General features: G+C 64.3%; 18 protein-coding genes. 12 read left to right on the plus strand and 6 right to left on the minus strand.

Annotated elements, in window-relative coordinates; genetic code table 11:
- Positions 1-81: 81 nt before the first annotated feature.
- The 4 genes from KW825_RS05190 (at position 82) to KW825_RS05205 (ending at position 5,009) form a co-directional block, all read left to right on the plus strand.
- The gene (locus KW825_RS05190; protein ID WP_218328461.1) at positions 82-954 is read left to right on the plus strand and encodes a BadF/BadG/BcrA/BcrD ATPase family protein; all 873 of its coding nucleotides are present in this window, start codon (positions 82-84) and stop codon (positions 952-954) included.
- Positions 939-2,807 carry a beta-N-acetylhexosaminidase gene (locus KW825_RS05195; RefSeq protein ID WP_218328462.1) on the plus strand — a complete coding sequence of 623 codons (1,869 nt, stop codon included), beginning with the start codon at positions 939-941 and terminating at the stop codon, positions 2,805-2,807. Before KW825_RS05190 ends, KW825_RS05195 begins: the two co-directional genes overlap by 16 nt.
- 206 nt (positions 2,808-3,013) lie before the next feature.
- A complete protein-coding gene (locus KW825_RS05200; RefSeq protein ID WP_218328463.1) occupies positions 3,014-4,567 on the plus strand; it encodes a PAS domain-containing methyl-accepting chemotaxis protein in 1,554 nt (517 codons plus the stop codon).
- Between the two features lie 85 nt (positions 4,568-4,652).
- On the plus strand, positions 4,653-5,009 hold the full coding sequence (locus tag KW825_RS05205) for an MGMT family protein (RefSeq protein ID WP_042652625.1): 357 nt from the start codon (positions 4,653-4,655) through the stop codon (positions 5,007-5,009).
- On the opposite strand, the gene KW825_RS05210 is transcribed toward KW825_RS05205, so the two are convergent.
- Positions 5,006-5,179 carry a hypothetical protein gene (locus tag KW825_RS05210; RefSeq protein ID WP_170175994.1) on the minus strand — a complete coding sequence of 58 codons (174 nt, stop codon included), beginning with the start codon at positions 5,177-5,179 and terminating at the stop codon, positions 5,006-5,008. The two genes, KW825_RS05205 and KW825_RS05210, sit on opposite strands and share 4 nt — an antisense overlap.
- A 114-nt stretch (positions 5,180-5,293) precedes the next feature.
- A complete protein-coding gene (topA, locus tag KW825_RS05215) occupies positions 5,294-7,915 on the minus strand; it encodes a type I DNA topoisomerase (protein WP_218290662.1) in 2,622 nt (873 codons plus the stop codon).
- 361 nt (positions 7,916-8,276) lie between these two features.
- Here topA and astB point away from each other — a divergent pair, with 361 nt between their 5' ends.
- The gene (gene astB / locus KW825_RS05220; RefSeq protein ID WP_042652627.1) at positions 8,277-9,614 is read left to right on the plus strand and encodes an N-succinylarginine dihydrolase; all 1,338 of its coding nucleotides are present in this window, start codon (positions 8,277-8,279) and stop codon (positions 9,612-9,614) included.
- A gap of 63 nt (positions 9,615-9,677) precedes the next feature.
- Here the strand turns inward: astB and sohB are convergent, their stop codons facing one another.
- On the minus strand, positions 9,678-10,685 hold the full coding sequence (gene sohB, locus KW825_RS05225) for a protease SohB (RefSeq protein WP_218328465.1): 1,008 nt from the start codon (positions 10,683-10,685) through the stop codon (positions 9,678-9,680).
- Positions 10,686-10,907: 222 nt separating this feature from the next.
- Between sohB and KW825_RS05230 the strand changes: the two genes are divergently transcribed.
- Together KW825_RS05230 and KW825_RS05235 are read left to right on the plus strand one after the other, a co-directional pair.
- A complete protein-coding gene (locus KW825_RS05230) occupies positions 10,908-11,678 on the plus strand; it encodes a YciK family oxidoreductase (RefSeq protein ID WP_218328468.1) in 771 nt (256 codons plus the stop codon).
- A gap of 88 nt (positions 11,679-11,766) precedes the next feature.
- Positions 11,767-12,651, plus strand: a complete 885-nt coding sequence (locus KW825_RS05235) for a LysR family transcriptional regulator (protein ID WP_218328469.1) — start codon at positions 11,767-11,769, stop codon at positions 12,649-12,651.
- Positions 12,652-12,780: 129 nt separating this feature from the next.
- Here KW825_RS05235 and KW825_RS05240 read toward each other — a convergent pair whose 3' ends face one another.
- Complete coding sequence (locus tag KW825_RS05240) at positions 12,781-13,953, minus strand: MFS transporter (protein WP_042652631.1); 1,173 nt, start codon at positions 13,951-13,953, stop codon at positions 12,781-12,783.
- Positions 13,954-14,115: 162 nt separating this feature from the next.
- Here KW825_RS05240 and KW825_RS05245 point away from each other — a divergent pair, with 162 nt between their 5' ends.
- Positions 14,116-15,258 carry a MalY/PatB family protein gene (locus KW825_RS05245; protein ID WP_042652632.1) on the plus strand — a complete coding sequence of 381 codons (1,143 nt, stop codon included), beginning with the start codon at positions 14,116-14,118 and terminating at the stop codon, positions 15,256-15,258.
- A gap of 156 nt (positions 15,259-15,414) precedes the next feature.
- Positions 15,415-16,731 carry a TAXI family TRAP transporter solute-binding subunit gene (locus tag KW825_RS05250; protein WP_218328471.1) on the plus strand — a complete coding sequence of 439 codons (1,317 nt, stop codon included), beginning with the start codon at positions 15,415-15,417 and terminating at the stop codon, positions 16,729-16,731.
- 75 nt (positions 16,732-16,806) lie between these two features.
- On the opposite strand, the gene KW825_RS05255 is transcribed toward KW825_RS05250, so the two are convergent.
- Positions 16,807-17,736 carry a LysR family transcriptional regulator gene (locus KW825_RS05255; RefSeq protein WP_218328473.1) on the minus strand — a complete coding sequence of 310 codons (930 nt, stop codon included), beginning with the start codon at positions 17,734-17,736 and terminating at the stop codon, positions 16,807-16,809.
- 170 nt (positions 17,737-17,906) lie between these two features.
- On the opposite strand from KW825_RS05255, the gene KW825_RS05260 reads away from it, so the two are divergent.
- Positions 17,907-19,163 carry an adenylosuccinate synthetase gene (locus KW825_RS05260; RefSeq protein ID WP_042652635.1) on the plus strand — a complete coding sequence of 419 codons (1,257 nt, stop codon included), beginning with the start codon at positions 17,907-17,909 and terminating at the stop codon, positions 19,161-19,163.
- A 483-nt stretch (positions 19,164-19,646) separates the two neighbouring features.
- Entirely contained in the window at positions 19,647-22,127 is a 2,481-nt protein-coding gene (gene ygjK, locus KW825_RS05265) for an alpha-glucosidase (RefSeq protein WP_218328474.1), read from the plus strand.
- Between the two features lie 78 nt (positions 22,128-22,205).
- Here ygjK and tyrS read toward each other — a convergent pair whose 3' ends face one another.
- On the minus strand, positions 22,206-23,405 hold the full coding sequence (tyrS, locus tag KW825_RS05270) for a tyrosine--tRNA ligase (RefSeq protein ID WP_218290653.1): 1,200 nt from the start codon (positions 23,403-23,405) through the stop codon (positions 22,206-22,208).
- A gap of 113 nt (positions 23,406-23,518) precedes the next feature.
- Between tyrS and KW825_RS05275 the strand changes: the two genes are divergently transcribed.
- Positions 23,519-24,826, plus strand: a complete 1,308-nt coding sequence (locus KW825_RS05275) for a peptidoglycan DD-metalloendopeptidase family protein (protein ID WP_218290652.1) — start codon at positions 23,519-23,521, stop codon at positions 24,824-24,826.
- The last annotated feature ends 44 nt before the right edge of the window (positions 24,827-24,870 follow it).

Consider the following 24,870-nt stretch of genomic DNA (forward strand, 5'->3'; position numbering starts at 1 on the left):
CTGGGGAGAGCAGTGGATCCTCCATGCAGTCCGCCTGGTTTGCCCTGGCCATCTGCTGGCAGAGCGCCCCCGGAGGCTCCCATGATTGAGTACTGGGTCGGGGTGGACGGGGGCGGCACCCACAGCCGCGCCCGCATTCGCGACAGGGCCGGGAAACTGCTGGGAGAAGGCCGGGCGGCGGGATCCAATCTGGAGCTCGGCATCGCACTGGCCCATGGCAACGTGCTGGCCGCCATCGACCAGGCCAGCACCGAGGCAGGCCTGGGTGGCGAGGCGCAGCAGCAGATGGGGGTCGGGCTGGCGCTCGCCTCCGCCGAACTGGCCGACTGCTACCAGGCCCTGCTGGCCATGCCCTTCCCCTTCGCCAGCGTCCGGCTCACCTCGGATGCCTTCGGTGCCTGTCTCGGTGCCTTCGGCGGCCATGAGGGCGCCATCCTCATCGCCGGCACCGGCTCCGCCGGCCTCATCTATCGGCAGGGTCAGCTGCGCAGCTGCTCCGGCCGCGGCTTCCCCATCTCGGATCTGGGCAGCGGCGCCTGGCTCGGGCTGCGCGCCCTCCAGCAGGCGCTGCTCTGCCACGACGGCATCCTGCCCCCCAGCCTGCTCGCCAGGCGGCTGCTCGATCACTTCAAAGGGGATCAGGCCGAGGTGGTGCGCTGGGCCAGCCGGGCCATTCCCGCCGATTACGGCCGCTTCGCCCCCTGGGTGTTTGACGCCGCCGGAGACGGAGATGCGCTCGCCTGCCAGCTACTGGACGAGACCTGCGCCCAGCTGCAGACCCTGCTGGCGGGGATGCGGCGGCTGGGGGCCGATCAGATTGCCCTGCTGGGCGGGGTCGGCATGCGCCTCGCCCCTCGCCTGGCCCACCTCAACCTGGTTCCCCCCAAGGCAGATGCCCTTGAGGGCGCCATTCTGTTCGCTCAATCAGAGGAATTTCCATGTCTGCACCCCTGATCCACACCCAGATCGACCGGCGTGACGGTGATGATGTCTGGTTCCGTTTCAGCCTGAGCCAACTGCCGGCCACCCCCTGGAAGCTGCACTTTTGCCTGGCCCGCCACATAGATCCCCAGTCGGTGGAAGGGGGATCCCTGGCGCGCCAGAGCGGCAGCTACAAGGTGCTGGTGCCCCATGAGGGGGTCAGCGAGCTGCGTTTTTGCTGCCGCAACACCCCCATCAAGCGCGTCTCCGATCTGCCCCAGGGCTTCTTCCTGAGCCTGACCGAGACCGGCAGCACGGGCCCCTGTCTGCTGCCGGTGACCCTGGCTGGCCAGGAGCTCGGCCTGCCGCCCCTGGCCCATCAGGCCCCCGAGCTGCCCGAGGTGGAGCCGGCCAACGGCATAGTGCCCCAACCGGCCCATCTGCTGTTGCCCGAGGGCAACTTCCGGCTGGCGGAGCGGGCCCATGTCAGCGGCCCGGGCTCGCTGGCCGGCCTGCTTGCTCACTTCAACGAGCTGACCGGCCTCGCGCTGGCGCAGGATCACGACGCCAGCATCCAGCTGGTCGAGGCCCCCCTCCCTCCCGAGGCTTACCGGCTATCCATCACACCGGAGGAGATCCGCATCCAGGCGGCCGGCGAGGCGGGCTGGCGCCACGGCCTGGTCAGCCTGGCCCAGTGGGCCCTGCAGCATGGCGAGAGCCTGCCCTGCATCGAGCTGACGGATTCGCCGCGGTTCGGCTTTCGCGGCATCTTCCTGGACTGCGCCCGCCACTTCCAGCCCATCGCCACCATCAAGCGCCTGCTCAAGCAGATGAGCCTCTACAAGTTCAACCGCTTCCACTGGCACCTGACCGATGACGAGGGCTGGCGCCTGGAGATCAAGGCCTTCCCGCAGCTGACCGAGGTGGCCGCCTGGCGCGGTCATGGTCTGGCGGTCGGGCCCCAGCTCAGCGGCGGCGCCGATCCTTACGGCGGCTACTACACCCAGAGCGAGGTGCGCGAACTGGTGGCCTACGCCGCCGGGCTCGGCATCACCGTCATCCCGGAGATCGACATCCCGGGTCACTGCCATGCGGCCATCAAGGCGCTGCCGGCGCTGCTGCTGGAAGAGGCGGATCACTCCCGCTACCTGTCGGTGCAATATTTCGATGACAACGTGCTCAACCCGGCCCTGCCCGGCACCTACCAGTTCCTGGAGCAGGTGATCGACGAGGTGTGCCAGCTGTTCCCCGGTGAGCAGGTGCACATGGGCGGCGACGAGGTGCCCGTCGGCGTCTGGACCGACAGCCCCGCCTGCCGGCAGCTGATGCAGCAGGAAGGCTATCAGGATTGCCGCGAGCTGCAGGGCCACCTGCTGCGCCACTGCCAGCGCTACCTGGCCGCCAAGGGCAAGCAGATGCTGGGCTGGGAGGAGATACTGCACGGCGACAAGGTGAGCCGGGATGCCACCATCTTCGCCTGGACCCACTTCCAGGCCGGGCTGGATGCCGCCAGCCAGGGCTATCCCGTGGTGATGGCGCCGGCCCAGCAGCTCTATCTGGATCAGGCCTATAACCAGGATCCGCAAGAGCCAGGCCTCTACTGGGCCGGGCCCCTCAGCCTGGAGCAGGTCTACGCCTGCGATCCGGCGCCCGCCGATTTCCATGCCAACGATAACATCCTGGGGGTGCTCAGCCCCTTATGGTCGGAACTGGTGACCTCTCGTGACCGTCTCGACTATATGTTGTTCCCGCGCATGCTGGCCACGGCCGAGGTGGCCTGGAGTGCGCCCGCTCGCAAGGATTGGGCGCACTTCGCCGCCCGTCTGCCGGGCCAGTTGCAGATCCTCGATCAGTTGCAAGTGTGTTACCGGGCACCACAGAGGTAGCGTTATCTTTCTCTTTTTGGCGACCTTTTGGTCGCCATTTTTTTACCACCAAACAACAAAAATCCAACCTAGCCCCTACTTTTAATCCGCCTTTATTGGCAAAATAAGGCCCCGATGAAGCTGCTCAAACCGCGCCAAGTGCGGCCCCGGCCCTCCATCCGCTGCCACCACAATAACAACCTATAAGAACATCGGAGCTTATCCCTATGACCCGCAGAGATGTCCAGACCCTGGACCGCGAAGTGGAGTTCCCTGCCGACGTACAGCTGGTCTCGACCACCGACCTGCGTGGCGTCATCACCTACGCCAACCCCGCCTTCTGCCAGATCGCCGGCTACCATGCCGATGAACTGGTCGGCCAGAATCACAACCTGGTACGCCACCCCGACATGCCCAAGGCTGCCTTCGCCGATCTCTGGGATCGCCTCAAGGAGGGCAACCCCTGGCGCGGCATAGTGAAGAACCGCTGCAAGGATGGCCGCTACTACTGGGTCGATGCCTATGTGACCCCTATCTACGAGCAGGGCAAGATCAGCGGCTATCAGTCGGTGCGCTGCAAGCCCGAGCCCAGGCTCAAACAGGTGGCGAGCCAGGCTTATCAGGCCCTGCTCGGGGTCGAACGGGGCGGCAAAAGCCGGCTGCCCTCCCTGCGCCGCGCCAAGCCGGTGCTGCTCGGCCTGCTGATGCTGGGGCTGTTCGGCTGGGCGCTGCTGGCCCACGGCGCCATGACGGTGCTGCTGATGCTGCTGCCCCTGCTGCTGGTCACCGGCGCCTGCTGGCGCGAGCTCATCTCCCTGCCCCGCTACCTCAAGCGGCTCGGCCAGGAATATGACAGCCTGACCCGGCTGGTCTACTCGGGGGATGCGCCTGGCGCCATCGCCGACTTTCATCTCAAGATGCTGCAGGCCCGCATTCGCACCGTGCTGGGCCGGGTCAACGACGCCACCCATCCCCTGCAGAGCCTGGCGACCGATCTGAAGGACTCCTCCCATCAGGCCTTCCTCGACATCAACGAACAGGATGCCCAGACCCAGCAGATGGCCGCCGCCATGACCCAGATGGCCAGCACGGCCCACGAGATAGCACGCAACATCCAGGACACCAACGGCCAGGTGACGGAGGCGCGCAGCAGCTGCCAGCACACGGTGCTGCAGCTGGATAAGACCGAGCAGCAGATGGAGCTGCTGGCCAGACAGGCGGAGCAGGCCTTCCACTCCGCGGTGGAGCTGGCCAGCGAGTCGGAGCGGATCGGCAGCCTGATGGGCGAGATCCAGGGCATAGCGGCGCAGACCAACCTGCTGGCGCTCAACGCCGCCATCGAGGCGGCCCGGGCCGGGGAGCAGGGCCGTGGCTTCGCGGTGGTGGCGGATGAGGTGCGCACCCTGTCGACCCGCACCCACAAGGCGACCGAGCAGATCCAGGGTAGCATCCATCAGATCCAGCAGACCCTGGGACGCTGGCAGGGGATGATGCAGGAGAACCTGGCCCAGACCCGCGAGTGCGCCCAGATGACGCGCCAGGGCTCCGGCAACCTGCACCTGGTGCTGGAGGAGATAGAGCAGGTCACCGAGTTCTCCACCCAGATAGCGGCCGCCGCCGAGCAGCAGCAGGCGGTGGTGGAAGAGATCAGTCGCAACATTCACCAGATCTCCCAGTACTCCCGCGCCAACAGCCAGAAGATGCAGGCGGTGGACAGCTCCAGCCAGGAGCTGCTCAAGCGCACCCGCGAGCTCAGGGGACTGAGCCAGACCTTTGGCTGACGGAATGCTGCAGCAAGAGGCTGAGCCTTGCCGCCGAGACCACAGAAGCGCCACAATGGCGCTTCTGTCTTAAGGAGACGGCTTGATGATGATGGACCCCTCCCCGGCCACCCTGAGCAAGGCGGCGCGCATCGAGGCGATCCTGGCCCTGATCCCCGCCGGTCGCGTGGTGAGCTATGGTCAGGTCGCCGATCTGGCGGGCCTGCCCGGGCGGGCACGCCTGGTGGGTAAAGTGCTGCGAGAGACCGACAAGACGCTGCCCTGGCATCGCGTGCTGGGCGCCGGCGGCAAGATCTCCTTGCCCAAGGGCTCGGCGGGTTTCGATGAACAGACGGGAAGATTGCAGGAAGAGGGGGTGCCGGTGGTCGGCGGGCGGGTCAGGATGCGGGAGTGGCAGTGGCAGCCCGACCTGGCCGAGCTGCTGTTTCTGATCCCGTTCTAGTCATTGGTGAGAAGCGGACCCAGGATCTCGTCGCTGCGCACCTGCACCGGGATGGTTTCATCTTCCCGCTGCAGCAGTACCAGCAGACTCTGCTTGTCCACTTCCAGCACGTAGGCCGTTCCTTCTCTGGTCAGACAGGTCATGCCCGGCCGGATCTCGTTAATCTCCATCACAACCTCCGTGTCTTGCACTGCCATCCATGCAGCCTCTTCAGTATACCGTCATCTCCCAATAAAAAGGCCCCTGTACGGGGCCTCTTTCATCATTGTGTGAACAACGACCGATCAGGATTTCTTCGCCTTGGCCAGGCTCTCCTGCCATTTTCCGTTGTCGTAATGGGCTGTCCAGCCCGTCGCCTTGCCGTTGACCTCGGTCATCACGTACTGCTCCTTGGTCTTGCGGCTGAAGCGCACCACGGATGCGTTACCGTCAGGATCTGACGCCGGTGCATCGGCCAGGTACTGATGCTTGGGCGAGAGCCGGTCCCGGAAACGCTTGAGCTCTTCAACCAGAGGCGCACGAGTCTCACGGGATTTCGGGAAGTTGCTGGCGGCGAGGAACAGACCGGCCGCCCCGTCACGCAGCACGAAGTGGGCATCGGACTGGGTACACTTGAGCTCGGGCAGCGGCACCGGATCTTCCTTCGGCGGCGCGATGTCGCCATTTTTCAGGATCTTGCGGGTGTTCTTGCAGGTCTCGTTGGTGCAACCCATGTACTTGCCGAAGCGGCCGTTCTTGAGCTGCATCTCGGATCCACAACGGTCGCAATCGATGCTAGGCCCTTCATAGCCCTTGAGCTTGAACTGGCCCTGCTCGATCTCGTAGCCGTCGCAGTCCGGGTTGCGACCACAGACGTGCAGCTTGCGGCTGTCATCGATGATGTAGGCATCCATGGCGGTGCCACAGACGGTGCAACGGTGCTTGGCACGCAGCGCCTCGGTCTCGGCCTCGTCACCGTCGGTGGCGGAGACGAACTCGTCGGCACTGACCAGGTTGATGGTCTTCTTGCAACGCTCCTTCGGCGGCAGGGCATAGCCTGAGCAGCCGAGGAAGACGCCGGTGGTGGCGGTGCGAATACCCATCTTGCGGCCGCAATCCGGGCAGTCGATGTCGGTCAGCACCATCTGGTTGGCGCGCATGCCGCCCTCTTCCGCCGGCTTGTCGGCCTGCGCCAGCTCCTGGGTAAACTCGGCGTAGAAGGCGTCGAGCACCTTCTTCCACTCCAGGCTGCCCTCGGCGATGCCATCGAGCTTGTCTTCCATCTTGGCGGTGAACTCGTAGTTCATCAGCTCGACGAAGTTCTCCACCAGGCGATCGGTGACGATCTCACCCATCTTCTCGGCGAAGAAGCGGCGGCTCTCGACCCGTACATAACCACGATCGACGATGGTGGAGATGATGGAGGCGTAGGTGGACGGACGGCCGATACCGCGCTTCTCCAGCTCGCGCACCAGCGCGGCTTCGGTGAAGCGGGCGGGCGGCTTGGTGAAGTGCTGACGGGGATCCAGCTTGACCAGCTTCAGGATCTCGCCCACGGTCACCGCCGGCAGCTGGTTGTCTTCGCCCTTGCGACCCATCGGGGGCAAGGCCTTGGTCCAACCGGCGAAGCGCAGGATGCGGCCACGGGCCTTGAGCTCGAACTCACCGGCCTTGACGGTCAGGGTGGAGGAGTCGTACTGGGCCGGGGTCATCTGACAGGCGACGAACTGACGCCAGATGAGGTCATAGAGCCGCATCGCATCCGGCTCCATCCCTTCCAGCATCTCGGCGGTGACCAGCACGCTGGAGGGACGGATCGCCTCGTGCGCCTCCTGGGCACCGGCCTTGGAGCCGTAGAGATTCGGCTCGGCGGGCAGATAGGCCTGGCCATACTGCTCGCCGATGTATTCCCGCAGCGCCTCGACCGCCTCTTTGCTGAGGTTGGTGGAGTCGGTACGCATATAGGTGATGTAACCCGCCTCATACAGGCGCTGGGCCATCATCATGGTCTTCTTCACCCCGAAGCTCAGACGGGTCGATGCCGCCTGCTGCAGGGTGGAGGTGATGAAGGGGGCGGACGGCTTGGAGCCGGTCGGCTTGTCTTCCCGGTTCACCACCTTGTAGTCGACCCCTTCCAGGGCGGCGACGGCGGCGAAGGTCTCGGCCTGGGTGACCGGCTTGAAGTCGACGCCGTTGCGGCTGACCACTTCCATGCGCAGGGCGGACTGCTCGGCGGTCAGCAGATCGGCGTTGAGATCCCAGAACTCCACCGGCACGAACGCCTTGATCTCGCGCTCCTTGTCGACGATGAGACGCACCGCGACGGACTGCACCCGACCGGCGGACAACCCGCGGGCCAGCTTCTTCCACAGCAGCGGGGAGACCATGTAGCCCACCACCCGATCGAGGAAGCGACGGGCCTGCTGGGCGTTGACGCGGTGGATGTTCAGCTCGGACGGCTGGGCAAACGCCTCCTGGATCGCAGTCTTGGTGATCTCGTTGAACACCACCCGCTTGTAGCGGCTGTCGTCACCGCCGATGATCTCGCGCAGATGCCAGGCGATCGCCTCTCCCTCTCTGTCCAAGTCGGTTGCGAGATAGATGGTGTCGGCCTTGGCGGCCAGACTCTGCAACTCGTTAACCACTTTTTCCTTGCCGGGCAAAATCTGGTAGTTGGCCTGCCAGCCTGCGGTCGGATTGATCCCCATCCTGGAGAACAGGGCATTGCGATCCTTGGCAGCCTTCTCTGATTCGCTCAGCTTGATGCCGCGAATGACAGGTTTTTTGGGCTCATTGCTGGCGCTGCCGCTGGTCGGCAGATCGCGCACATGACCGACGCTGGATTTCACCACGTAGTCCTTGCCCAAATATTTGTTGATGGTCTTGGCCTTGGCCGGAGACTCCACTATGACCAGTGATTTGCCCATGCTGTAACTATTATCCTCATTGCACCCGTCGGGGTTGGTGTGCGGTTTTGTGGGGCTGTATAAGAGATTTGACGCGAAAAAGCAATCTTGGAGACAAATTAGCTTGACCAGCCCACACCGCCTTGTCTCTTTATTTATTAATGCGAAGCCTGCGCGCGGGAAGCAACCGCTTTTTTGTTTTTATGCTATATCTCCCCCCTTTTTATATTTGAAACGACATATCCAACCGCTCCTGAAACATAAAAAACCACCTTGGTTATCAGCTTGTTACAAAAGACAAAATCTCTTTATAATGGCCATACGCCGCAGCTTTGTGCGCGGAAGGAACCGCTCCCCATATAAAAATCGAAAGGATGTAGTCATGAAGCACTTCGAGGTCAACTTCGACGGTCTGGTCGGCCCCACCCACAACTACGCCGGCTTGTCCTATGGCAACGTGGCTTCCCAGAGCAACGCCAAGGAGGCTTCCAACCCGAAGGAGGCGGCCAAGCAGGGGCTGCGCAAGATGAAGGCGCTGACCGAGCTCGGCATGACCCAGGGGGTGCTGGCGCCCCAGGAGCGACCCGATCTCGCCACCCTGCGCCGCCTCGGCTTCAGCGGCTCGGATGCCAGCGTGCTGGCCCAGGCCGCGAAACAGGCCCCCGCCGTGCTGGCCGCCTGCTACTCGGCCTCCAGCATGTGGACCGCCAACGCCGCCACCGTCTCACCGAGCGCCGACACCCAGGATGGCCGCATTCACTTCACCCCCGCCAACCTGACCAACAAGTTCCACCGCTCCCTCGAGCCGGAAGTGACCGGTCGCATCCTGCGCGCCGTGTTCAACAACGATCGCCACTTCAGCCACCACCAGCACCTGCCGGAAAACGATCACTTCGGTGACGAGGGCGCCGCCAACCACACCCGGCTGTGCCGCGCCTACGGCGAGGCCGGGATCGAGCTGTTCGTCTATGGCCGCAGCGCCTTCGACGTCTCCCAGCCCGCCCCCAAGCGCTACCCGGCCCGCCAGACCCTGGAGGCCAGCCAGGCCATCGCCCGCCTGCACGGCCTGGGGGAAGAGAGCGCCGTCTTCATCCAGCAGAACCCGGAGGTGATCGATCAGGGGGTGTTCCACAACGACGTGATCGCGGTGGGCAACCAGAATGTGCTGTTCTTCCACCAGCAGGCCTTTCTCAATACCGCCGGGGCCCTGGCCGAGGTGCGCGCCAAGTTCGGGGACGGCGAGCTGCACTTCATCGAGGTGCCGACCGCCGAGGTGTCGGTGCAGGATGCGGTGAAGTCCTACCTGTTCAACACCCAGATCCTGACCCTGCCGTCCGGCAAGATGGCGATCATCGCCCCCACCGAGTGCCAGGGCAACCCGGCGGTATCCGCCTATCTGAACAAGCTGCTCACCCTGGGCACGCCTATCACGGGCGTGCACTTCATGGACGTGAAGCAGAGCATGCGCAACGGCGGTGGCCCCGCCTGTCTGCGGCTGCGGGTCGCCATGAACGATGCGGAGCTGGCCGCGGTCAACCCGGCCTGCCTCATCAACGACGGCCAGTTTGCCCGCCTGGATCAGTGGGTGGATCGCCACTACCGCGACAGCCTGGCGCTCGATGACCTGCGCGACCCATCCCTGGTGCTGGAGACCCGCACCGCGCTGGACGAGCTGACCCAGATCCTCAAGCTCGGCTCCGTCTATCCCTTCCAGCGCTGAGCGCTGGATAGAAAAAGCCGGGCAAATGCCCGGCTTTTTCATGCCTTTGGTGCAAGCAAGGCGTCAGCGCCAGGGGCTCTGCTGCCACAACCGGCCGAGGCCCGCTTCCAGCGCCTGGGCGCCCTGCTGGCCCAGCCTCTGGGTCAGGCTCCTCGGCTTGCGGTAGCTGATGCCCACCACCTTGTGGTGGCTGGACTGTGCCAGCAGGTAGTCATCGCTGGTACAGAGGGTGTCCACCAGCCCCAGGCCCTTGGCCTGGCTCGCCAGCCAGTGTTCACCCGTGGTGACCCGGTCGATGTCGAGGTTCGGCCTGTGCTCGGCCACGAACGCCTTGAAGCGATCGTGGATGGCACCCAGCTCCTCACGGAACTTCTCCCGCCCCAGATCGTCGTTCTCACCGAACATGGTGATGGTGCGCTTGTACTGGCCTGCGGTGTGCATCTCGAATTCGATGTCGTGTTTTTTCAACAGCTTGTTGAAGTTTGGCAACTGGGCTATCACCCCGATGGAGCCGACGATGGCGAAGGGGGCCGCCAGGATCTGATCCCCTACACAGGCCATCATGTAGCCACCGCTGGCCGCCACCTTGTCGATGGCCACGGTGAGCTTGATGTCTCTGTCGCGCAGGCGCTGCAGCTGGGAGGCCGCGAGGCCATAACCGTGCACCACGCCGCCGCCGGATTCGAGGCGCAGCAGCACCTCGTCGCCGGGCTGGGCCACCCCGATCACCGCGCTCACCTCTTCCCGCAGGGAGGCAACCTCCTTGGCATCCATGCTGCCGTGAAAGTCGATGACAAACAGGTGGCTGCGCTCATCGGTCGCCTTGGCACGCTGCTTGTGCAGCTCCTTGTGCTGCTTCTCCACTTGCTTGCGCTGCGCCTTGCCGGCCAGGGCCAGCTGCAGCTTATGCTGCCCCTGCTCCAGCTCGCTGGAGAGATCGGTCACCACCAGCTCCCCCTTGCGCGCCTTGGGCTGACGGCTGCTGACCAGCATCAGTATGATGGCGCCTATGGCCAGCAGTAAGGTGAGGGTCTTGGCCAAAAACAGGCCGTATTCGGTCAAAAATGCCACTTGATGCTCCAAGATGAGTCGGTTTTTTCACATAGTAAGGAGTTTGGTGAGATGGTGCAAAAACTCTGCCACTGGCCCCCGCATAACGCCGGCGGCCCACCCTACCCCGCTGTTTTCTTCACATTTTTGCCGTCTCATACTGGTCAAGGGCAGTCCCGGATCAGTACACTTGCCCCTCATTGCCGCGCCCATCTGCCACGAACTGGTTATACAGGAGTCAACATGCTCGACTATCAGGCCCCCCGGGATCTGCTCAAGGACAAGGTCATTCTGGTGACGGGCGCCGGTGACGGCATAGGTCGCGAGGCGGCGCTCAACTACGCCGCCCACGGTGCCACCGTGATACTGCTCGGTCGCACCAGCAGCAAGCTCGAGGCGGTCTACGACCAGATCGAGGCCGCCGGCCATCCCCTGCCCGCCATAGTGCCGGTCGACCTGAAAGGCGCGACCAAGAGTCACTACCGCGGCATGGCCGAGACCTTCGCCCAGCAGTTCGGCCGCCTCGACGGCGTGCTGTTCAATGCCGGTCTGCTCGGCACCCTGTCACCGTTCGAGCACATCCAGGAGCAGGAGTGGGACGAGGTGATGCAGGTCAACGTCAAGTCCGAGTTCCTGCTGACCCAGGCGCTGCTGCCGCTCATTCGTCAGACCGCCAAGGCGCACGGCGACGCCTCCATCGTCTACACCTCCTCCAGCGTCGGTCGCAAGGGGCGCGCCTACTGGGGCACCTATGCCATCTCCAAGTTCGCCATCGAGGGGATGATGGAGGTGCTGGCCGACGAGCTGGAAAACACCGCGGTGCGGGTCAACACCCTCAACCCGGGCGGCACCCGCACCAAGATGCGGGCCAGCGCCTTCCCGGCGGAAGATCCGCAGCTGCTGAAGACCCCGGCCGACCTGATGCCGCTCTACCTCTATCTGATGGGGGCCGACAGCCGTGGCAAGACCGGACAGACCTTTGTTGCCCAACCGAAAGCGGCCCAGCCCAAATAAGTCAACAAAATAACCAGATAGGGTTAAATTGAAGAGGGGGTGCCAGTGGCGCCCTGTTGAATCCCATCCGCCCCTGACAGGTTGAGCTATGTTTCGTCCCAAGAGCACGTTTGAGCAATGGAGGATCTTTCAGGCCGTGGTCGACTGTGGTGGTTACGCCCAGGCGGCCGAGGCGCTGAACAAGAGCCAGTCGTCCCTCAATCATGCGGTGGCCAAGCTGCAACAGAGTCTGGGGCTGGCCCTGCTGGAGGTGCGGGGGCGCAAGGCGGTGCTGACGCCGGCGGGGGAGATCTTCCTCAAGCGGGCCCGCCAGCTCAGCCAGCAGGTGGAAGAGCTGGAGAACCTGGCCAACAACCTGGAGCGGCAGTGGGAGCCGCAGATCAACCTGTATGTCTCGGTGTTGCAGCCAAGGGAGCGGCTCTATCGGGCGCTGGCCCACTTCTATCCCCGCAGCCGGGGCTGCCGCATCAACCTGCACGAGCGGATCCACTGCCACTTCAATGCGCTGCAGGTGGGGGATCTGATGCTCTCCGAGCACCTGCCACACGATCGCACCGGCCTGCCGCTGGATGAGGTCTGCCTGCTGCCGCTGTGCGCGGCCGAGCATCCCCTCGCCAGCCTGACCGATCCCGTCAAGGCCGAGCATCTCGGCGCCCATAACCAGATAAGCCTGCACCCGCCCATCCATCGCTCGGTGGACTGGAACGATGCGGATGACACCGGCTGGAAGGCAACCCATTATCACGAGGTGCTCGCCATGTTGCGGCTCGGCCTCGGCTACGCCTGGTTGCCGCGCCACCTGGTGCAGGAGGAGCTCGCCAGTGGCGGCCTGGTACAGCTCAACCTGGAAGGGGGCAGCGAGCGCTACCTCTACACCTACCTGCTCACCCCCTCGACCGATGCGCTGGGGCCGGCGGCCGAGTTGCTGCTGCGCTGCCTGCGCAACGAATACCAGGCCGAGAGCGTCAAGTAAGCCCGGCTGTCAGCCCCTGCGCACGCCTTTAGGCGGGGCACAGAGGCAGCCGAGTCATCAGCCAGATTACTCCCTGTTTGCCCTCTGCTTGCCCCTGCCTATCGGATCTCGGCGCCAGCCCTTCCAGCCTCACACATTGGGTACCCGCCAGCAGGCCGCCAGCGCCGCCAGCGCCAATCCGGTGGCCACCATGAAGACCCCGTGGAAACTCCAGATCTCGGCCACTGTCCCCGCTATCGCGCCCGCCATGATGGAGCCGGTGCGGATGCTGTTGGCAAACAGAGTGGTCGCCACCCCGGCCCGGCCCGGCATCAGATCCTGGAAGTAGGACATGCCGATCCCGGCGACTATGCCGATGAAGATGGCGTTGAGCAGTTGCAAGCCAATCAGCGCCGTCTGGCTCGACAGGGTCACCAGCCCCACGTAGAAACCGAAGCCGGCCAGTACCGCCAACAGCATCATGGGTCGCTTGCCGAAGCGACGGGTGTAGTAGCCCGCCAGCAGCATGAAGGGGATCTCGAGCGCCGCCGCCGTGCCCATCAAGATCCCGGCGAGCTTCTCCTCCAGCCCCAGCTCACGGGTGATGTAGAGCGGCATGTTGATCAGGTACATGCTGTTGCAGGTCCACATCAGGGTGGAGGCGATGAACAGCGCCCGCACCGAAGGGTCCCGCCAGCTGCTGACCCGCTCCGTCTCGCCATTGGACTTGGGCAGCGGCAGGGAGGGCAGCCAGCGCCAGACCACGAAGGCGCAGATGAGGTAGGCGAAGGCCGAGGCCAGATACATCACCTCGAAGCCGTAGCCGATGGCGAGCGCGAAGGCGGCCGGCGGCCCTATCACCCAGGCCAGGGAGAACTGGGCCCGCAGCACCGAGCTGAACATGTCGGCCCGCTTGTTGCGGCTGTCGGCATACTCCCGCGCCAGGGCGAACAGCTGGGGGCTGGCGGTGGCGGTCAGGCTCGCCAGCACCACCCCCAGGCTCACCAGCAACCAGTACTGCCGGTTCCAGGCAAACAGCAGGGAGAGCACTATGCCGGCGAAGCAGCAGCGCAGGATCAGTTGCTTGCGATCCCCCTTGCTGTCGGAGCGGTGGCCGAGCCACTGGCTGATGAGGATGCCGATCACCGCGTTGACGGTGTAGAACAGACCCACCAGGAAGGGGCGCACCTGCACCTCCTCGGCCAGGAACAGGCTCAGGGTGGGCACCTGCAGCGCCACCGCCACCCCGGTCATGAAGGTGACGGCCAGGAAAGAGAGGGAAACGGGATCCGGCCTCTTGCGGGCTGCGGTCAATAAACTCATAGAGATACCATCGATAAGGGAGAGAAAAAGGAGCCAGGAACCGGCAGCTGTATAAAATGACGGCGCTCATTTTATGTCACTATCAAGAGCCACCTCAAGGCTTGCGAGGCCACGTCCAAGTCCGTACATTGGTAAACCCTCTGGCCAGCACAAGGATTTCACATGTTTGATTTTGATCGGGAGATAGATCGCCGCCATACCATGAGCCTGAAATGGGACAAGTACAAGACTCAGGACGTGCTGCCCATGTGGGTGGCCGACACCGATTTTCGCTCCCCCCCTGCGGTGATCGAGGCGCTCACCCAGAGGGTTGCCCACGGCATCTTCGGCTACTCCCGCCCCTCGCCCCGCCTGATCGAACTCATAGTGACCCGCATGCAGCAGCGCTATGACTGGGCCATCCAGCCGGAGTGGCTGGTCTTCCTGCCCGGCGTGGTGCCCGGCCTGAACCTGGCCTGCAAGGCCTGGAGCCAGCATGGCCGTGGCATCATCACCCCCAAGCCGGTCTATTACCCCTTCCTGCTGGCGCCGGGCTTCAACGATCGCCCCCTGCTCACAGTCCCCATGATCGAGGAGGCCGGGCGCTGGGTGCTGGATCTGATCGAGCTCGAGCGCCAGGCCCCCTCCGCCGACCTGTTGCTGCTGTGCAACCCGCACAACCCGGGTGGTACCGTGTTCACCCGCGAGGAGCTGGAGGCCATCGACGCCATCGCCGAGCGCCACAATCTGGTTGTCTGCTCGGACGAGATCCACTGCGATCTGCTGCTGGATAAAGATGCCCGCCACATTCCCTATGGCGCCCTGAGCCCGGCCGCGGCCGAGCGCTGCGCCGTGATGATGGCCCCGAGCAAGACCTTCAATATCGCCGGCCTGTGCTGCTCCTTCGCCGTGGTACCCAATGCGCGTCTGCGGCTCAAGCTGCAGCAGGCGATGCGCGGCATCAGCGCCGACGTCAACCTGCTGGGCTTCGTGGCGGCGGAGGCGGCCTACGAGGGCGGCGAACAGTGGCTGGCGGAGCAGATCGATTATCTGTCAGCCAATCTGGCATTGATCGAGCAGGCGGTCGCCCGCTGGCCCGGCGTCAAACTGGCCAATAACCAGGCCACCTACCTCGCCTGGATCGATGTGAGCGCGCTCGGGCTGGACGATCCCGTCGCCTTCTTCGAGCAGGCCGGAGTGGGGCTCTCCCCCGGCGCCCAATTCGGCGATGGCCAGTTCGTGCGGCTCAACTTCGGCTGCACCAGGGCCCGTCTCGTCGAGGCGCTGGCGCGCATGGAGAAGGCCATCCTCCAGCCCCGCCGCTGATAACACGGCACCGGAGGCGGCTGCCGGCCGGCCGCCTCCACTGATTGACGCTAATGGCGAAAGCCATTCTGGTTTGCATCTGGTATAGATAAGATGTGACCCATGCCGGGATGGGCTTGCCCCATCCCTTTTTATCCGCCATTGATCCGGTTCACTATGCACCCACGAGTCCTGCGCCACCGCTCGCCCCTGTTCCGCATCGCCCTGCCCTGGCTGGCGGCGCTGCTGGCGCTGCCCCTCTCTGCCGCCCCTGCCTACATCACCATAGGCACGGGGGCGCTCAACGGCGTCTACTACCCGACCGGCGGCGCCATCTGCCGTCTGCTCAACGAAGAGAGCAGCCAGCATGGGTTGCACTGCACGGTGCAGAACACCTCGGGCTCCCTCGCCAATCTGGTCGCCCTGGCCAAGGGCGACATCCAGCTGGCGCTGGTGCAGTCGGATGTCCTGTACCATGCGGCCCATGGCAGCGGCCCCTTCACGGGCGAGGCGCCAAACGACAAGCTGCGCAGCCTGTTTAGGCTCCATCAGGAGTCGCTGACCCTGCTCGCCAGCGCCACCAGCAACATCACCACCCTGGCCGATATCGAGGGCAAGCGGGTCGATCTCGGTAACCCCGATTCGGGGGATCGCGTCACCAGCCAGGCGCTGCTCGATGCCATGGGCTGGCAGGCGAGCAGCTTCGCGGCGGCACCCGCCGCCTCGGCCAGCAATCCGCTGGAGGGGCTCTGCAACGGCAGCCTGGACGCCGCCTTCGTGGTGGCTGGCCATCCCAATCAGGGGATCGGCGATCTGACCGGCCGCTGCAAGGCTCGCCTCATCCCCATCGAGGGGGAGCAGATCGATCGCCTGCTCAAGAACCACCCCTACTACCAGCGCAGCCGCATCGGGGCCAACCTCTATCCGGGCCAGACCAGCGGCATCAGCACCTTTGCCGTGACCGCCGAGCTGGTGGCGCTGGACAGCCTGCCCCAGGAGGAGGTGCGCACCGTTCGTGATGTGCTGAGCAGCCGCCTCAAGCAGTTCACCCGCCTGCACCCTGCGCTGACCACCCTCACCCCGGAATCCATGCAGAGCGACAACATAGTCCCGCCCCATCCGGGCATGCAGGATGCCCCGGCCCAGGCGCCGCTCCTCGCCCCCGAGTCGCTCAGCCCCTCGGCCGCGGAGGGCACGGCTGCCACCCCGGCCAGCGATGCCGCCCCCTCGCCGGAAGGTTCCCCCGCCCGACCAGAGCAAGGCACTGGTGCCGTACTGCCGGCGGGCTCTGGCGCCGTGGCGACCGACGCCGCGGCCCCGGCACTCGAAGGGCAGGTGGTGCCCCAGGGCGGCACCGCGATGCCAGGGGCCCCCTCAGCCGCGCCCGAGCAGGAGCTCCTGCTCCCGGCCACACCGGCGGCAGAGCCCGATCGGGTGCCGGCCCAGCCGAGCGGCGCCGCCCCCACGGCGCAACCCCAGCCAGCCGCCCAGTGAGCGCCGGCGACGATCAGTAACGAGAGAGGCCACCCCGGGGTGGCCTCTCTCGTTGTCAGCGCCGCTGTGTTCGCGTCACTCTCGCGACTTGGCGGCCGAGGTCAGGGATCCCGACGACATCCCGGGGCCCTGGATCTCCTCCTCCACCCAGTGCAGCAACTGCTTGATGGCCCGCGACAGCACCTGATTCTGGCGCACCACATACCCCAGGCTGGTGGCGGGGAAATCGGTCAGCCGGGTCACGGGAGCGCTGAGCTTGAGGCGCGGGTGGAGCGAGAAGTCCGGCACTATGGCCACCCCGAATCCCGCCTCCGCCCAGTCGAGCTGGGCATCCACGCTGCCCACCTCCATGATGCGGCAGGGCGGCAGCCCCAGCAGCGGCAGGGAGGGGTCGATCAGCGCCCGGGTGCGGGTGTCATGGCCCAGCAAGATGAGCGTCGGCTCATCCAGGGGATCACTCTCCCCCGCCTTATGACGTGCCTGCCAGCGCGCCAGCCCGTGCCCCAGGGTGCACCAGGTCACCTGCTGCAGCTCGGTGTAGGAGAGCGGCTCGCTGCGCTTCTGCGCCATCACGAAGCCCAGATCCGCCCGCCCGGTCTTGACCAGCTCGGCCGCCTGATCCGAGGTGGTGTTGAACAGGGTGAGATCGATGCCCGGGAAGGCCTGCTTGAAGCGCTGGAACGGCTGGATCAGCAGCAGCCGCGAGAGGATATCGCTGGCGGCGATGGCCAGGGTGCCCTGGCTCAGCTGGTTGAGGGCATTGAGATCGGACTGGCACAGTTGCAGCTCGGCGATGGCGCGCTCGGCGCTTTGCAGCAACCGCTCGCCGGCCTGGGTGAGCCGAAACGGGCTGCGCTCTATCAGCTTGACCCGGGTGGCCTGCTCCAGGTTCTTGAGGTGCAGGCTGACATTGGGCTGGGTCATGTGCAGTTCGGTGGCGGTCTGGCCGAAGTGCTGCAGGCGAGCCAGGGTGACGAAGGTGTTTAACCAGTGAATATCCAACATGAGGTAACTCTCGCCCACGGCTGGCGCGGGATGGCGCGTCATGGCGGGGGCTTTGCCGATAAATTGGCCATAATTATATGACTTCCTTATCGGAATTATAAAGATAATTAATTTTTCTAATCCACCCCAGGCTCCTAGGATGAACGCCTAACGTCTTAGGAGAAAGAGTCATGTCGTCTATCGTAGTCGTAGGTGCTAACTGGGGTGATGAAGGCAAAGGCCGCATCGTCGATTATCTGGCAGGTGAATCCGCCGCCAGCATCCGCTTCCAGGGCGGCAACAACGCCGGCCACACCGTGGTCAACGATCTCGGCACCTTCAAGCTGCACCAGTTGCCGAGCGGTGTCTTCAACCCGGATTGCCTGGTTGTCCTCGGCCCTGGCATGGTGATCAGCCCCGAGCCCCTGACCAAAGAGCTGGCCGAAGTGAAGGCCGCCGGCGTGACTCCGAAGCTCGCCATCTCCGATCGCGCCACCTTCTGCCTGCCGATCCACGCCTTGGAAGACACCCTGGAAGAAGTGCGTCTGGGTGACGGCGCCTACGGCTCCACCCGTCAGGGCATTGCCCCGGCTTACGGTGATCGGGTCATGAAAAAAGCGATCCTGGTGGGCTGGCTGAAACAGCCGGAAGTGCTGGTCGAGCGCATCCAATTCTTCCTCGACTGGAAACTGCCGCAGCTCAAGGCGCTCTACCCGAGCTTCGAGTTCAGCCAGACCGCCCAGGAAATGGCCGACTGGCTGCTGGAAGTGTCCGCGCCCTGGATCGACGCCGTCTGCAACGTCAGCGAGCCGCTCAAGGCCATCCAGGCCCAGAACGGGACCCTGCTGTTCGAAGCCCAGCTGGGCGCCGGCCGTGACCTGATCTATGGCGAATACCCCTGGGTGACTTCTTCCCACGTCTCCGGCGCCTACGCCGGTATCGGTGGCGGCCTGCCGGCCCTGCGCCCCGAGCGCGTGATTGCCGTGGCCAAGGCGTTCAGTACCTCTGTGGGTACAGGCACCCTGATCACCGCCATGGAGAACCAGGAAGAGTTCCGCAAGTTCGCCAACGAGTTCGGCGCCACCACAGGCCGTCCCCGTGACATCGGCTACTTCGATGCGGTCGCCACCAAGCAGGGTCTGGAGATCCAGGCCGCCAACGAGATCGCCCTGACCAAGCTGGACTGCCTCTCCGGCATGCCGGATCTGAAGATCTGCGTCGCCTACGAAGGTGCCAACACCGAGAACCCGATCTGGCCGCAGACCGCCGGTCTGAAGCCGGTGTACGAGTCCATGGAAGCCTGGAGCGAAGACATCTCTCACATCCGCAAGTTCGAAGACCTGCCCAAGGCTGCCCAGCACTATGTGCTGCGCATCGAAGCCCTGCTGGGGGTGCCGGTGCCCATGGTCTCCGTCGGCCCGGGCCGTGAGCAGATGATCCTGCGCTAAGCCGCTCGCATCGCTGTCGACAAGGCAGATCAAAACCGGTCTCCATGAGGCCGGTTTTTTTATGGCTGTCGTCCGGCGAACGGGCAGGCCGCCCGGTTCCCCCTGCTGCATGGCGCCCCTGTCCACCTGCGCCATCTGCCCTCACCCAGCCGCCACAGTCGCTCACCCCGTTCCCCTCACCTGCGGCGACGACTCCCCTCCCGCTCAACCCCCGTTTCAGGCAGGAGTTCGGCTGCGCCTTATCCCCCTCTACACACCTGCCCGCCGGTTGCGGCCACACGATAAGTAAATAGTTACTAAAACACCCATCTGTGTAACCTCTTGTAACCCGGTGATCCCGCTCACACTCCCTCGCCTGACCCTGTGATGAAGCGCCAAAAAGTGCCGACAAATTGCTCTACAATGACAATCGCAAACGCTTTCACTAAAAAATAGATAAAAAAACACCTACCTCAACCTACAAATCAGTAATTGGAGCGAGACATGTTTCGTAAAAGTTTACTTTCCATCGCCCTGGGCGTCGCCCTGTTCGGACTGGCCGCCTGCAACGGCAATGACTCCAGCGCCCCGACCCCGCCCAGCCCGACCCTGGCGAGCCAGTACAAGAATGTGATCGATCGCAGCGGCACCCCGCTCCAGTTCCGTGACTTCGACAGTTACTCCAACCTCAAGTACAACCCGCTGCTCGATCTGGGGGCCTGGCACGGCTTCCTGCTGCCCGCCAGTGAAAACGAATGGGGCAGCTTCACCGGCCCCATGGTGATCGCCGAGGAGTACAGCCTGTTCTTCGCCAGCGAATTGGACAAACTGACCCTGAGCGACGAGATCGGCCGCCAGTACCCGCTCACATCCGCCAGCAAGCACGAGCTCTATGCCATCCCGGGGGCGCTGATCCAGCGCTACGAGTTCGACACCTTCAGCCTGGAGCTGGAGCTACGCTACGGCGATGCCCGTACCGCGCTTATCCGCACGCGGCTGAGCAACCACACCGATGCGCCCCTCACCCTGAGCCTCGACTGGCAGGGTGAGTTGCTCAACCAGTGGGATGCCAAGAAGACCATCGCCGAGCAATACCCGAACTGGACCCGCACCATCAGCCAGAGCGAACAGGGAGTCGAGTTCCAGTTCGGCGAACTGCGCAGCACCTGGAACATCATGCAGAGCGGCAGCGCCAGCTATCGCATCGATCGCACCCTGGCCAGCCGCACCACCCTGGACGAGAAGGGGCTCGGCTACCGCAGCGAGGCCAGCCTCACCCTGGCCGCCAAGGGCAGCGAGGACGTCTACACCCTGCAGAGCTATGTCCACTCCAGCGATGAGGCGAGCCACTACCAGCAGAGCCGCCAGGCCCTGCTGGCCAATCCGGCCGACTACTTCGATGCCTCCATCCGCCGCTGGGAGGGCTACCTCGAGCGCGGCCTCTCCAACCAGGGCATCGCCGAGTCGGAACGCCGCATCGCGGTCAAGGCGATGGAGACCCTCAACGGCAACTGGCGCTCCCCGGCCGGCGCCATACTGCACGATGGGGTGACCCCCTCCAACACCGCCCGCTGGTTCGACGGTGTCTGGGCCTGGGACAGCTGGAAGCACGCCTACGCCATGGCTCACTTCAACCCAGAAGTGGCCAAGAACAACGTGCGCGCCATGTATGACTATCAGGTCCAGCCGAACGATCCGGTGCGGCCGCAAGACGCGGGCATGGTGATCGACGCAGTCTTCTACAACAAGCTCTCCGATCGGGGCGGCGACGGCGGCAACTGGAACGAGCGCGACACCAAGCCGCCGCTCTCCGCCTGGGCCATCTGGGAGATCTACAGCGCGACCCAGGACAAGGCCTTCATCGCCGAGATGTATCCCAAGCTGCAGGCCTATCACGACTGGTGGTACCGCGCGCGGGACAACAACCACAACGGCATCATCGAATACGGCGCCACCAAGCACGTCGAGCACAACGACGAATTCGGCAACATCACCTTCAAGGTGCAGTACGCCAACGGCGTACCCGCCGGGCTGGATCTCGCGAGCTGCACCAATGAGGGAGATGGCTGGTACGCCTGCGCCGGCATGCCGCTCTATCAGCAGGTGCTGAGCGTCGGCGGTTACAGCGAGATGGACATAGGTGCCCAGCATGGCGCCGGCTGGGAGTCCGGCATGGACAACGCCGCCCGCTTCGGCTTCATCGAGCAAGACCAACTGCAGCGCTATGCCGACAAAACCTATGGCGGCGACCTCGCCAAGGCCCGCCAGGACTGGAACGTCGCCTTCTTCGAGAACCACGAAGACGACGGCAGCCTCATCGGCTTCTCCATCGATCAGGAGTCGGTGGAGCTCAACGCCTTCCTCGCCAAGGAGAAGCGCATCCTGGCGGACATGGCCGAGCTGCTCGGCAAGGCGGACGAGGCGAGCCGCTACCGCGAGGGGGCAAGCCAGCTCGCCGGCTACATCAACGGCTGTCTGTTCGATGAGGCCTCCGGCTTCTATTACGATCGCCAGATCGCCCAAGGCGATGTGGCTGACGCCAACGGCTGCGTCGGCAAGCTGCTGACCGCCCGTGGTCGTGGGCCGGAAGGCTGGAGCCCGCTCTGGGCGGAGGTCGCCGACAAGGAGAAGGCGGCGCGGGTGCGCGAGGTGATGCTCAACGCCCAGGAGTTCAACACCAAGGTGCCGCTCGGCACGGCGGCGCTGACCAACCCGGCCTATGACCCCAACATCTACTGGCGCGGCCGGGTCTGGCTGGATCAGTTCTACTTCGGGGTGAAGGGGCTGGAGAACTACGGCTATCGCGACGATGCCCAGATGCTGGTCAACAAGCTGTTCAGCAACGCCGAAGGGCTGGCGGGCAGCGGCCCCATCCGCGAGAACTACAACCCGGAGACCGGCGCCATGCAGGGGGCCAGCAACTTCAGCTGGAGCTCGGCCCACCTCTATATGCTCTATCGCAACTTCCTGAAAAAAGAGGGCTGATCCCGGTCGGGACCAGCGCCAACAAAAAGGCCTCCATGATGGAGGCCTTTTTTTATCGGGACGCGGGGGGGTCACCGCTTACTTGACAGTCACCCGGGCAAACTTGCGCTTGCCGACCTGATAGACGGCGGTGCCGGCACCGACCAGTGTCTTGCCATCGTCCAGCTTCTCGCCATCAACCTTGACCGCGCCCTGCTTGATCATGCGCAGCGCCTCCGAGGTGGTGGCCACCAGATCGGCGTCTTTGAGCAGGTTGGCGATGGGCAGGCCTTCCCCTTCCAATGCCAGCTCCACTTCCGGCATCTCGTCCGGGATGGCGTTCTTGGAGAAACGCTGAGTGAAGTCTTCGTGGGCCGCCTCGGCCGCCGCCTCATCGTGGTAGCGGGTGATGATCTCCTTGGCCAGCCAGATCTTCACGTCGCGCGGGTTCAGGGTGTTCGCGGCGATGCCGGCCTTGAAGCCTTCGATGTCCGCCAGCGGGCGGGAGGAGAGCAGCTCGTAGTAGTTCCACATCAGATCGTCGGTGATGGACATGATCTTGCCGAACATCTCCCCCGGGGCATCGTGCACGCCTATGTAGTTGGCGGCAGATTTGGACATCTTCTTGACGCCATCCAGGCCCACCAGCAGCGGCATCATCAGCACGCACTGGGCGGCCATGCCGGCATCTTTTTGCAGCTCGCGGCCCATCAGCAGGTTGAACTTCTGATCGGTACCGCCGAGCTCCACATCCGCCTTCAGCGCGACCGAGTCATAGCCTTGCAGCAGCGGGTAGAGGAATTCGTGAATGGCGATGGACTGGCCGCCGGTGTAGCGCTTCTTGAAGTCGTCGCGCTCCATCATGCGGGCCACGGTCTGCTTGGCCGCCAGCTTGATCATGCCGGTCGCGCCCAGCTCACCCAGCCAAGTGGAGTTGTACTCGATGCGGGTCTTGGCGGGATCTAAAATCTTGAACGCCTGCTCGGCATAGGTGAGGGCGTTGTGCTTGATCGCGTCTTCGGAGAGCGGCGGACGGGTGCTGTTCTTGCCGGACGGATCACCCACCATGGCGGTGAAGTCGCCGATCAGCAGGATGATCTCGTGGCCCAGGTCCTGGAAGGTCTTCAGCTTGTTGAGGATCACGGTGTGACCGAGGTGAATGTCGGGAGCCGTCGGGTCCATGCCCAGCTTGATGCGCAGCGGGCGTCCTTCCTTCAACTTGGCGACAAGTTCTTCTTCCACCAGAATTTCTTCCGCTCCGCGCTTGATCTCGGCTAGCGCCACCTCGAGCTGGGACATTTTTTGACTCTCCAATCACGATTCCACAGGGCCAAACATCTTACTGGAATGGCGGGCCAATTGGAAAGGCTGTAAAATCCGACCTTCTTTTCTGCTCAACTTCGTCCGCCTCAATGATTATTTGGAACGCCTTCAACTCTCTTCCCACCTGGCACCGCAAGATGGTGCTGATCCTGAGCATCATGGTGATGATGCTGGCGGCCTGGCCGAGCGAGCAGGCGGTGGCCACCCGGGTCAACGGTGACGAGCAACTCGCCGATGCCTCACCCCTCGATGAGGGTGAGGCACAGCCGCAGGCGCTGGCCGAGCGGCGTGCCAAGCCGAGCTACATCACCAAGCAGGTGAAGGTGCGCGCCGGTGACAACATGCAGGTCATCTTCCAGCGCCTCGGCCTCAGCGCCGGCGATCTCTACCTCATCGCCCAGCTCGATGCGACCAACCCCTTGCGCGCCCTGCAACCCGGTCAGGAGCTCACCTTCAAGCTCACCAGGAACGGCGATCTGCACAGCCTCTACTATCCCCACAGCCTGGAGCAGGCGCTCAAGGTCAGCCGCAAGGCCGAAGGTTTCGTCGCCAGAGCGGTCAAGCTGGAGCTCGACACCCGCGAGCAGGTCGCCAGGGGCGAGATCCGCTCCAGCTTCTGGGGGGCCGCCGTCGAGGCGGGCATGAACGAGGATCAGATCATGGACTTGGCCGCCATCTTCGGCTGGGACATCGACTTTGCCCAGGACTTGCAACCGGGGGACAGCTTCCGGGTGGTCTATCAGGAGAAATACCAGGACGACGAGCGGGTCGCCTCCGGCGATATCCTGGCAGCCGAGTTCGTCAACCAGGGCGCCGCCTATCGCGCCGTGCTGAACGAGGATGGCAACTACTACACGCCGGAAGGCAAGGCGATGCGCAAGAGCTTCCTGCGCGCGCCGGTCAACTTCAAATACATCAGCTCCAACTTCAATCCGCGCCGCCTGCACCCGGTCACCGGCAAGATCCGCCCCCACAACGGCATCGACTATGTGGCGCCGGTGGGCACCCCCATCATGGCGGCGGGCTCCGGCAGCGTGGTGGCGGCCGGTTACAACCAGTTCAACGGCAACTATGTGTTCATCAAGCATGCCGGCAACTATGTGACCAAGTACCTGCACCTCTCCAAACGCACCGTCAACAAGGGGCAGCGGGTGAAACAGGGACAGACCATCGGCAATCTGGGGGGCACAGGCCGGGTCACGGGCCCGCACCTGCACTATGAATTCGTGGTGGGCGGCGTGCACAAGAACCCGCGCACCCTCAGCCTGCCCCAGGCCGAGACACTCACCGGGCGGGAGCTGGCCAGCTTCAAGGCCCAGGCCATGCCCCAGCTGGCGAAACTCGGCAGCCCCGAGCTGCAGCTGGCCCAGAACAAGCGGGATAATGGCGGCAGCTGACGCGTTGGCAACCCATCCACCGCACGGGTTCGCACCCGGTGACG

The organism is Aeromonas sp. sif2433 (assembly GCF_019218705.1).
GTDB lineage: Bacteria > Pseudomonadota > Gammaproteobacteria > Enterobacterales > Aeromonadaceae > Aeromonas > Aeromonas encheleia.

Coding starts and splice junctions, on each gene's coding strand:
- KW825_RS05190 (WP_218328461.1), top strand. CDS start 82: ATGATTGAGTACTGGGTCGGGGTGGACGGGGGCGGCACCCACAGCCGC.
- KW825_RS05195 (WP_218328462.1), top strand. CDS start 939: ATGTCTGCACCCCTGATCCACACCCAGATCGACCGGCGTGACGGTGAT.
- KW825_RS05200 (WP_218328463.1), top strand. CDS start 3,014: ATGACCCGCAGAGATGTCCAGACCCTGGACCGCGAAGTGGAGTTCCCT.
- KW825_RS05205 (WP_042652625.1), top strand. CDS start 4,653: ATGATGATGGACCCCTCCCCGGCCACCCTGAGCAAGGCGGCGCGCATC.
- KW825_RS05210 (WP_170175994.1), bottom strand. CDS start 5,179: ATGGAGATTAACGAGATCCGGCCGGGCATGACCTGTCTGACCAGAGAA.
- topA (WP_218290662.1), bottom strand. CDS start 7,915: ATGGGCAAATCACTGGTCATAGTGGAGTCTCCGGCCAAGGCCAAGACC.
- astB (WP_042652627.1), top strand. CDS start 8,277: ATGAAGCACTTCGAGGTCAACTTCGACGGTCTGGTCGGCCCCACCCAC.
- KW825_RS05230 (WP_218328468.1), top strand. CDS start 10,908: ATGCTCGACTATCAGGCCCCCCGGGATCTGCTCAAGGACAAGGTCATT.
- KW825_RS05235 (WP_218328469.1), top strand. CDS start 11,767: ATGTTTCGTCCCAAGAGCACGTTTGAGCAATGGAGGATCTTTCAGGCC.
- KW825_RS05240 (WP_042652631.1), bottom strand. CDS start 13,953: ATGAGTTTATTGACCGCAGCCCGCAAGAGGCCGGATCCCGTTTCCCTC.
- KW825_RS05245 (WP_042652632.1), top strand. CDS start 14,116: ATGTTTGATTTTGATCGGGAGATAGATCGCCGCCATACCATGAGCCTG.
- KW825_RS05250 (WP_218328471.1), top strand. CDS start 15,415: ATGCACCCACGAGTCCTGCGCCACCGCTCGCCCCTGTTCCGCATCGCC.
- KW825_RS05255 (WP_218328473.1), bottom strand. CDS start 17,736: ATGTTGGATATTCACTGGTTAAACACCTTCGTCACCCTGGCTCGCCTG.
- KW825_RS05260 (WP_042652635.1), top strand. CDS start 17,907: ATGTCGTCTATCGTAGTCGTAGGTGCTAACTGGGGTGATGAAGGCAAA.
- ygjK (WP_218328474.1), top strand. CDS start 19,647: ATGTTTCGTAAAAGTTTACTTTCCATCGCCCTGGGCGTCGCCCTGTTC.
- tyrS (WP_218290653.1), bottom strand. CDS start 23,405: ATGTCCCAGCTCGAGGTGGCGCTAGCCGAGATCAAGCGCGGAGCGGAA.
- KW825_RS05275 (WP_218290652.1), top strand. CDS start 23,519: ATGATTATTTGGAACGCCTTCAACTCTCTTCCCACCTGGCACCGCAAG.